This window comes from Micromonospora sp. NPDC000442, assembly GCF_042898635.1.
GTDB lineage: Bacteria > Actinomycetota > Actinomycetes > Mycobacteriales > Micromonosporaceae > Micromonospora.
In genome coordinates, this window is the sequence record NZ_JBIAYZ010000031.1 from 37,195 (window position 1) to 43,494 (window position 6,300).

The 6,300-nt window shown below is 68.8% G+C and carries 5 protein-coding genes; 4 read left to right on the forward strand and 1 reads right to left on the reverse strand.

Annotated elements, in window-relative coordinates; all coding sequences use genetic code 11:
* Positions 1–7: 7 nt before the first annotated feature.
* The 3 genes from ACFY2A_RS28865 (at position 8) to ACFY2A_RS28875 (ending at position 2,463) form a co-directional block, all read left to right on the forward strand.
* Complete coding sequence (locus tag ACFY2A_RS28865) at positions 8–790, forward strand: GAF domain-containing protein (protein ID WP_387176271.1); 783 nt, start codon at positions 8–10, stop codon at positions 788–790.
* A 217-nt stretch (positions 791–1,007) separates the two neighbouring features.
* Positions 1,008–1,424 (forward strand): hypothetical protein, encoded by a 417-nt coding sequence (locus ACFY2A_RS28870; protein WP_387176273.1) that lies wholly within the window; start codon positions 1,008–1,010, stop codon positions 1,422–1,424.
* A 13-nt stretch (positions 1,425–1,437) separates the two neighbouring features.
* The gene (locus ACFY2A_RS28875) at positions 1,438–2,463 is read left to right on the forward strand and encodes a polyprenyl synthetase family protein (protein ID WP_387176275.1); all 1,026 of its coding nucleotides are present in this window, start codon (positions 1,438–1,440) and stop codon (positions 2,461–2,463) included.
* A gap of 55 nt (positions 2,464–2,518) precedes the next feature.
* Here the strand turns inward: ACFY2A_RS28875 and ACFY2A_RS28880 are convergent, their stop codons facing one another.
* On the reverse strand, positions 2,519–3,595 hold the full coding sequence (locus tag ACFY2A_RS28880; RefSeq protein WP_387176277.1) for a LacI family DNA-binding transcriptional regulator: 1,077 nt from the start codon (positions 3,593–3,595) through the stop codon (positions 2,519–2,521).
* 501 nt (positions 3,596–4,096) lie between these two features.
* Between ACFY2A_RS28880 and ACFY2A_RS28885 the strand changes: the two genes are divergently transcribed.
* A complete protein-coding gene (locus ACFY2A_RS28885) occupies positions 4,097–6,187 on the forward strand; it encodes a cellulase family glycosylhydrolase (RefSeq protein WP_387176279.1) in 2,091 nt (696 codons plus the stop codon).
* Positions 6,188–6,300 lie beyond the last annotated feature (113 nt).

Here is a 6,300-nt window from a genome sequence, read left to right on the forward strand (position 1 = left end):
CGACGGGATGGCACGCTGTATCGAGAACCTCGCCCCGCAGGAGATGCTCGTCTCCGTGCTGCTCGCCGACCCCGATGGTCGGCACCTGCGCCACGGTGCCGCCCCCAGCCTGCCGGACTTCTACAACCAGGCCATCGACGGGATCGCCACCGGTGAGGGCGTCGGATCCTGCGGCACCGCCGCTCACCGGCGGGAATCGGTGATCGTCACCGACATCGCCGCCGATCCGTTCTGGACCGACTTCCGCGACCTGGCCGGGCGGGCCGGACTGGCCGCCTGCTGGTCCACGCCGATCCTGGCCCGCGACGGCAGCCTGCTCGGCACCTTCGCCATGTACCATCGCACCCCGCGCGTTCCGCAGGACACCGACCTGGCCCTCGCCCGGGTCTTCGCCGACACCGCGGCACTGGCCATCGAGCGCCACCACATCGAGCAGGCGAAACTCGCCGCCGAGGCACGCGCCAAGGCAGCCCATGACGAGCTCGCCAAGGCGGTACGCGCGGAGCGGGAACTTCGTGCCGAGGCCGAGCAGCGCGCCGCAGCCGCCGCGGAACTCAATGCCAAGATGCGTGCCGCCGCAGCCGCGCAGGCCGCCACGCCGCATCCGGAGACCTGCCAACTCGGCGGGCCCCAGGAATGCACCGCACCGGCCGAAATCAAGATCGCCGACTCGTGGGGCGACTCGGCGTGGGGCTGTCCGCGCCATGTCGAGGAAGCCATCCTCAACGTACGGGCGGTCTTCATCGCCAGCGAGGAACTCGGCGGCCTGGCCGCCTACCTCAACCGCTGACCGCCGTTCCGCAACCCCCTCGTCATCGAGGGTCACCTACCCGGTGACTGGGTCGACTGATCGCTGAGGTCGCGCTCGCCGCCCTGCCGGCCCGTTCGGACCTGCGTCGGAGTTGGTTTGCGCTGGTCAGCGAACCTGACGCTGAATCAGATCACAGTGAGTCACCATTTAGACACATCTCTACCCGGCCGGCCACCGGGACGCCAACACTTCTCCCATGCAGAGCAGTGGGCGTGAGCGCAGCGACGAGCGTTTCGAGAAGGTGGCCGCGGAGACCTCTGAGACCGTGACCCATGCGGCCAGCGTGCTGGAGGAGGAACTCGCGGCGGGTATTGCCAGCGCGCGGCGGCTTGAGGAGAAGCTGAGCGCTGACCGCAGGGTGGACCCGGAGGCGTTCGACGAACTGGTGACGCGGGTCCGCACCGACGGGCACGCATTGATCGACACTGTTGTGGCGCAGTTGAAGACCTCCGACGACCAGCGTGGTGAGGTCATCCGCCGATACACGTCGGACGCGCACGACGTCCTCGACGGCGTGCTCAACCTCGCGCGGCTGGTGCCGGACATGGCGAACGGGCTGGTCGACCGGCTGACGCCGGAGGCCACGCAGAAGCCCGCGCCCTCGGACAGGTAGCCGGACCACCGGCGTGACCGGCGGCCATGTCACGCACATGCTGGAGCGCTATCGCGCCCTCGCGATCGACGCGCTCCTCGCTGGCGTGCCGTCGGGCGGACCGCAGTACCTCTATGACCTGGTGAGCGAGTATCCGCGGCGTTGGAGCAAGGGGCTGCGTGCCGCGCTCTGTCTCGCGGCCTGCCGAGCCTTCGGCGGCACGCCGTCGGTGGGACTCAACGCCGCGGTGACCGTGGAACTGTTCCACAACGCGTTCCTGATCCATGACGACATCCAGGACGAGAGCGAGCAGCGGCGCGGAGCGCAGACCCTGCACGGCGAGTACGGAGTCGGTGTCGCCCTCAACGTGGGGAACATGACGAACCTGCTCGCTTTGCAGCGGCTCGCCGCCAACCGCAGGGCCCTCGGCTCGGGGATCGCGTGGCGGCTGTTCGAGGAGACCCAGCTCATGCTGCGTCACTCGTTGGAGGGGCAGGCGATCGAGGTCGGCTGGATCCGGGACAACGTGTGCGACCTCGACGCGGACGACTACTACCGGATGTGTCTGAAGAAGACCTCCTGGTACACCTGCATCTACCCGTGCCGTACCGGCATCCTGGTCGCCACGGGTCAGCATGACGCGGTCGACGTCCTCGACCGCTACGGCTGGTATCTGGGTGCCGCGTTCCAGATCCAGGATGACGCGCTCAACCTCGTCGGGGACTTCGCCCGCTACGGCAAGGAGATCGCGGGTGATCTCTGGGAGGGCAAGCGGACACTGATTCTCATCGACTTCATGCGGCGGTGCACCGGGGACGAACGCGAGCGGCTGGTCGCGTTCCTGCGCCGGAGCCGGGCGCAGCGCACGGGGGCCGAGGTGCGTTGGCTGCACGGGCGGCTGCTCGCCTACGACTGCGTCGAGTCCGCTCGGCGCAGCGCCCGCGACCTGGCCGCCGCCGCCCGGCGGGAAGGACAGCGGGTGCTGGGCCCGGCGGCCGACACCGAGGACGGCCGGTTCCTGCTCGGCCTGCCCGACTACGTCGTGGAACGCAGCCGGTAGCGGTCGGCCCGCCGGCTCGAAGGATCCCGTCCATCTCCTGGCGGAGAGCAGGTGCTCAACCGGAAGCCTTGAGCGTAATGACGGGCGGTGCCGTGCTCTGACGAATCTTGAGGGTGGTGCCCAACTCCAGGCCGACCTGCGGGGCCCGCTCCCCGCGACCGAGCGCGAGTGCCAATTCGGTGGCGGTGACGGCCATCTCGGTCAGTGGCTGATGGATGGTGGTCAGCGGCGGATCGACCAGGTCCGCCAAGGGCAGATCGTCGAAGCCCACCACGCTCAGGTCGCTCGGGATCCGCAACCCCAACCGCCGTGCCGCCTGGTAGACGCCGAACGCCTGCAGGTCGTTGGCCGCGAAGATCGCCGTCGGACGATCGGGTCGGCTCAGCAGGTCGAGCGCGGCCGTCTCACCACCTTCCCGGGACAGTTCGGCACGGACGATCAGGGCCGGCTCCCCGCTCAGGCCGGCGGCGTCGCACGCGGAGCGGTAGCCGTCCAGCCGGGCCCGGCAGCACAGGATCCGTTCGGGCGCGGCGATCATCGCGATTCGTTCGTGGCCCAGTCCGATCAGGTGCCGGGCCGCGGACCGACCTCCGGCCCAGTTCGTCGCGCCCACGAAGGGAACATCGTCCGGCAACTCGACGGTGGGGTCGAAGACCACGAACGGGATGCCCCGGGCGCGTAGCTGACTACGCTGCTCCTCATCCAGCTGAGCCACCGTCACGAGGCAGTCCGGGCGGCGGGAGAGAGTGTCGTCGATCCAGTAACGGATCGCGCCGCGGTGCGGGCCGAACTCCGTCAGGATGACCCCCACACCGTGCTGCCGGGCTACGCGCTCCACCCCCCGGATGATCTGCACGCCCCACATGTCCTCGATCTCGTCGAAGACGAGTTCCATCATGTTGGACCGGGCGGACGGCGACGACCTGCGGTAGCCGTGCTGGTTGATGGCGGCCTCGACGCGGGCCCGGGTCTGTGCCGCCACGCCGGACCGACCATTTATGACCTTGGAAACGGTCGGCACCGAGACGCCTGCGGACTCCGCGATGGCGGCGATCGTCACTGGTCGCAGCGGGTCGCCGAGCTGCGACTCCAGGTCAACGGGCTGTTGCTCGCTCGAATCGGCGCGCGTCAACCTGGCCACCTTCTCACCGGTCCCTAGTGGCCGCAGGGCCCGCGTCGGCAGTCGCCGAGCGGCCGATGGCCGCTACATCGTTCAGGGCGCAAGGATAACCGTTCAGTCCGGTGCCAGGGGTGGTGCCGAGGGGACGCCATCGACGTCCGGCCGCCGGCCGAGCCACGACCCGAGGCCATTGCACCAGGCACTCATTGACGTCGATCGAAGAAAGTTGTAATGTCTCGCCCGGAAACTTTCTAGCCTATGAGGCCGAAAGTTTCTGTACGGGAGTTCCAGGGCTCGTCGCGGACGCCAGGGCAGCGTCCGCGTACCCATCACCCTTCGTTTCGCGCGGCCGGGCGCCTGTCGGTACGTCATCGCCGCGCATTCCCGGCCGTGACGGCTGAAGGCCATGCCTTCGTGCGCCATGCCCTGTGCTGGTAGCCCGTCCGCCGAAAAGCAGGAACCGGCGGAACGGCCGGTCCACGAAACGGGCGCCACTATGGCGAGGAGTTGCTGATGAGTTCGCAGAACAGACGAAGGCCCCCCTGGCGTGCCGGCCTGGTCGCCGGTGCGGTGGCCGCGCTGATGATGGCAGGGACGATGGTGACCGGCAGCGCCCAGGCGGCGGCCGGCTGCCGGGTGGCGTACGAGGTCTCGTCCCAGTGGCCGGGCGGTTTCACCGCCAACGTGAACGTGACGAATCTCGGTGACCCGATCAACGGCTGGGACCTGGCGTGGACGTTCCCCTCCGGCCAGCGGGTCACCCATGCCTGGAACGCGACGGTCGCCGCGTCGGGTGACCAGGTCACCGCGACGAACATGAGCTACAACGCCGCCGTCGGCACGAACGCCACGGTCTCGTTCGGCTTCAACGGATCCTGGACGGGGAGCAACCCCGCACCGGCCTCGTTCACGTTGAACGGGGTCGCGTGCACCGGGAACGTCGGTCCCTCACCGACGCCGACCGTCTCCCCCACCACGTCACCGACGGTCTCGCCGACGGTGACCCCGCCGCCGGGAAACCGGATGGCGATGGTGGCGGCGATGCAGCCCGGCTGGAACCTGGGCAACACCCTCGACGCCATTCCCGACGAGACCGCATGGGGTAACCCGCTGACGACCCGGGAGATGCTGCGCCACGTCCGGTCGCAAGGCTACAAGAGCATCCGGCTTCCGATCACGTGGAGCAACCACCACGGCCCGGCACCGGACTACACCATCGACCCGGCCTGGCTGAACCGCGTCCGCGAGATCGTCGACTGGTCCCTGGCGGAGGACCTCTACGTGATGATCAACCTGCATCACGACTCGTGGCAGTGGATCAACGCCTACCCCACCGACCGTACGAACGTGATGAGTCGGTACCAGGCACTGTGGAGTCAGCTCGCCGACACGTTCCGCGACCACTCATCGAAGCTGGTGTTCGAGAGCATCAACGAACCCCAGTTCGCCGGCACCGCTGGCGACGCCGAGAGCGACCAGGTCCTGCACGAACTGAACCTGGCCTTCGTCCGCCTGGTACGCCAGTCCGGTGGAAACAACGCCACCCGCCTGCTGGTGCTGCCCACCCTGCACACCAGCGGGGAGCAGGCCCGGATGGACGCGTTGCTGGCCACGTTCGACGAGCTTGACGACCCCCACCTCGTCGCCACCATCCACTTCTACGGCTGGTGGCCGTTCAGCGTCAACATCGCCGGCGGCACCCGCTACGACAGCAACGTCGAGCAGGACATCATCGGCACCTTCGACCGGGCGTACAACACGTTCGTGTCCCGCGACATCCCGGTGATCATCGGTGAGTGGGCTCTGCTCAGCTACGACTACACCCGGCCCGGCATCATCCAACGGGGTGAACTGCTGAAGTTCTTCGAGGCCGTCGGCCACCACGCCCGCACCCGGAAGCTCACCACGATGCTGTGGGACGCGGGTTCGTTCCTGCACCGGCCCGAGCTGCGCTGGCGGGACCAGGGCATCCATGAGCTGATGATGGCGAGCCTGACGAACCGCTCCGCCACCGCGTCCACCGATCAGATCTACGTACCCCGCACCGGTGGCATCACCAGCAGGTCCCTGACCCTCAACCTGAACGGCGCCTCGTTCCAGAGTCTCTGGCACGGCAGCACCCGACTGACCAACGGCACCGACTACACCGTCTCCGGCAGCACACTCACGCTGACCCGAACGGCCGTCACCCGGTTGGCCGGCAACCGGGCCACCGGTGTCAACGCCACCATCGAGGCCCGCTTCTCCCAGGGCGTGCCGTGGCGGATCAGCATCATCAGTTACGACCCGCCCACGCAGACCGCAGCCACCGGCACGACCAGCGGATTCACCATTCCCACCCAGTTCCGCGGTGACCAGCTCGCCACCATGGAAGCCGAGTACGCCGACGGCAGCCCGGCCGGACCGGCCAACTGGACCACGTACAAGGAGTTCTGGAGCAGCTTCCGGCCCGACTACAGCGCCAACACGGTCCTCCTGACGCCGGAGTTCTTCGCCGAGGTCAACGACGGCACCGTCACGCTTACCTTCCACTTCTGGAGCGGTGCGCAGATCACGTACCGCCTGACGAAGTCCGGCAGCTCGATCACCGGCAGCCCGGCCTGATCATGATGCGGCGTGGGGGGGGGGGGGGCCCCCCCCCCCCCCCCCCCCGCCGGGGGGGGCGGGGGGGGGCGGGGGCCCCCCCCGCCCCCCCCGGGGCCGCCCCCCCCGCCGCC